The sequence below is a fragment of the Halobaculum sp. EA56 genome (genome assembly GCF_051195075.1).
GTDB lineage: Archaea > Halobacteriota > Halobacteria > Halobacteriales > Haloferacaceae > Halobaculum.
Map to the genome: position 1 here is coordinate 1 of NZ_JBNTJX010000068.1, position 2,290 is coordinate 2,290.

Sequence of the window (2,290 nt, forward strand, 5' to 3'; positions counted from 1 at the left end):
ACGCACGTCGCAGGACGGTCAGAAGAACGTACGTCTCGTACTTCTGGGTCTGGCAGTGCTCGCAGGGCTGCATATCCGCGACGATCTCCTTAATAGCGTCGTCGTACTCGTCGGTGAGCGTGGTGAGCGCGTCCGTGATCTGGGGCTGGACAGCGTCGATCATCTCTTCGAGGGCGGCGTCGGCCGAATCTGGTAGTGAGTACGAGAGAACGATCGTGTTTGCGTGGTAGTACTTCGTCGTCCCACCACGACCCTCCTCGAACCGAACGACGTCGACGAGGCCGGCGTCCCGGAGCTCGTTGATGTGATGGCGAACCGTGTTCTCCGTCCGGTCGACGCCGCGATCGTCGAGGCGTTCGTGGACCTCGGTCGCGGTCAGGGCCTCCTCGGCCAGAATATCGAGGATCATCGCCCGCATCGGCTCGTCGATGGCATCCGAAACCCGAGTGTCTCGCACCGCGATGTCGTCGAGACGGTGGTCAGTATCGAAATCACTCATACGAGAACTGAGCGCGAGCACGCGGGAAAAGGTAGCGGGGCAGGAGTCGGGTAGGTGTCTGTCGAGGAATCGAGTACAGAATAGACCCACGATAGCAAAAGCCCTAGACGACCTGTTTGACTGTTCCAACGACCCGTCTCCGAAGTCAAACATATCATCTAAAAAATACTTATTGGGGTATGGGCACTACCTCAAACTGTAATGAGCGACACAACCCAATTCCGCGTCCTCGACTTCGATTGCCCGACCTGCGCGAGCACCGTCGAACGCGCCCTGTCGAACGTCGACGGCGTCCAGCACGTCGAAGTCCACTACGCGACCGGCCGCGTCGAAATCGAGTACGACGACAACGTCGCGGACCCCGACGTCTTCGCAGAGACCATCGAAAACCAGGGGTACACGCCCCAGCCCGCCTAACACCATGAACAAACAATCGATCACGCAGTACTACCGGAAACACCGGAAGGCCATCGTCACGGCAACGAGCGGCCTGCTCTACGGCGGTGGCTGGAGTCTGGGCTACCTCACGAGTTTTAATACGGCCAGCGCCGCCATCCTCGTCCTGGCGACGCTCGTGGGTGGCTACGACATCGCCAAAACCGCCTACCACGAGGTCACCAACCGGACGCTCGGCATCAAGACGCTGGTGACGCTAGCCGCCATCGGGGCCATCATCATCGGGGAGTACTGGGAGGCCGCCGCCGTCGTCTTCCTGTTCAGCCTCGGCAGCTACCTCGAGGGACGGACGATGCGGAAGACCCGGACTGCCCTCCAGGAGCTGCTGGAGATGACGCCCGACACGGCGACCGTCCGTCGCGACGGGGAACTCCAAGAAGTCCCCGCCCGCGAGGTCGAAGAGGGCGAAGTCGTCGTCGTAAAGCCGGGCGGGAAGATTCCGGTTGACGGCACCGTCGTCGACGGCGAGAGCGCCGTCAACCAAGCACCAGTCACCGGCGAGAGCGCGCCCGTCCACAAGGCCGACGGCGACGAGGTCTACGCCGGGACGGTCAATCAAGAAGGCGCACTGGAGATCCGAACGACGGGTGCGGGCTCGGATACGACGCTCGAACGGATCATCCGCCGTGTCGAGGAGGCCCAAGAGGCTCAGTCGCCGACCGAGAGTCTCATCGACCGGTTCGCGAAGTATTACACGCCGGCCGTCATCGTGCTGGCCATCGGCGCGTATGCAGTCACGCAGAACGCGATCCTGTCGCTGACCCTGTTGGTCATCGGCTGTCCCGGCGCGCTGGTCATCGGGCCACCGGTCAGCATCGTCTCGGCCATCGGCAACGCCGCTCGGTCTGGCGTGCTGATGAAGGGCGGCGAACACCTCGAACGCGCCGGCAAGATCGACCTTGTCGCCTTCGACAAGACCGGCACCCTCACGAAGGGCGAGACCACCGTCGCCGATGTTGAGGGGTTCGGCGTTGCTGATGACGAGGTCCTCTCACTCGCGGCGACCGCCGAGAAGAAGAGCGAACACCACCTCGCTGACGCCATCGTCGACGCGGCCCGCGAGGATCCGACCGCCGCGACGGACGGCGGAACGACGGTCGCCCAAGCGGACGATACGGACGCGGGGCGCCAGTCGGTCCCCGATCCGGATGACTTCGACGTAGTCGCTGGCAAGGGCGTCATCGCCCACGCCGATGGCCAGGAAGTTGTTGTCGGCAACCGCGCACTGCTGGCCGACCGCGACATTGACGTCCCCAGCCGGGTCGCCGACTACGTCCGCGAGCGTGAGGGGCGCGGCGAGACAGTCGTCCACGTCGTTCGGGACGGGGACATCAT

3 protein-coding genes are annotated in these 2,290 nt (G+C 63.6%); 2 read left to right on the forward strand and 1 reads right to left on the reverse strand.

What is annotated here, in order from left to right; genetic code table 11:
* Positions 1-499 (reverse strand): ArsR/SmtB family transcription factor (locus ACQUQ1_RS21980; protein ID WP_435066325.1); only part of this gene is annotated, 499 nt, incomplete at its 3' end.
* Positions 500-700: 201 nt separating this feature from the next.
* Between ACQUQ1_RS21980 and ACQUQ1_RS21985 the strand changes: the two genes are divergently transcribed.
* Both ACQUQ1_RS21985 and ACQUQ1_RS21990 read left to right on the forward strand, forming a co-directional pair.
* A complete protein-coding gene (locus ACQUQ1_RS21985; RefSeq protein ID WP_049986810.1) occupies positions 701-916 on the forward strand; it encodes a heavy-metal-associated domain-containing protein in 216 nt (71 codons plus the stop codon).
* 4 nt (positions 917-920) lie between these two features.
* Positions 921-2,290 (forward strand): heavy metal translocating P-type ATPase (locus ACQUQ1_RS21990; RefSeq protein WP_435066324.1); only part of this gene is annotated, 1,370 nt, incomplete at its 3' end.

Coding starts and splice junctions, on each gene's coding strand:
- ACQUQ1_RS21985 (WP_049986810.1), top strand. CDS start 701: ATGAGCGACACAACCCAATTCCGCGTCCTCGACTTCGATTGCCCGACC.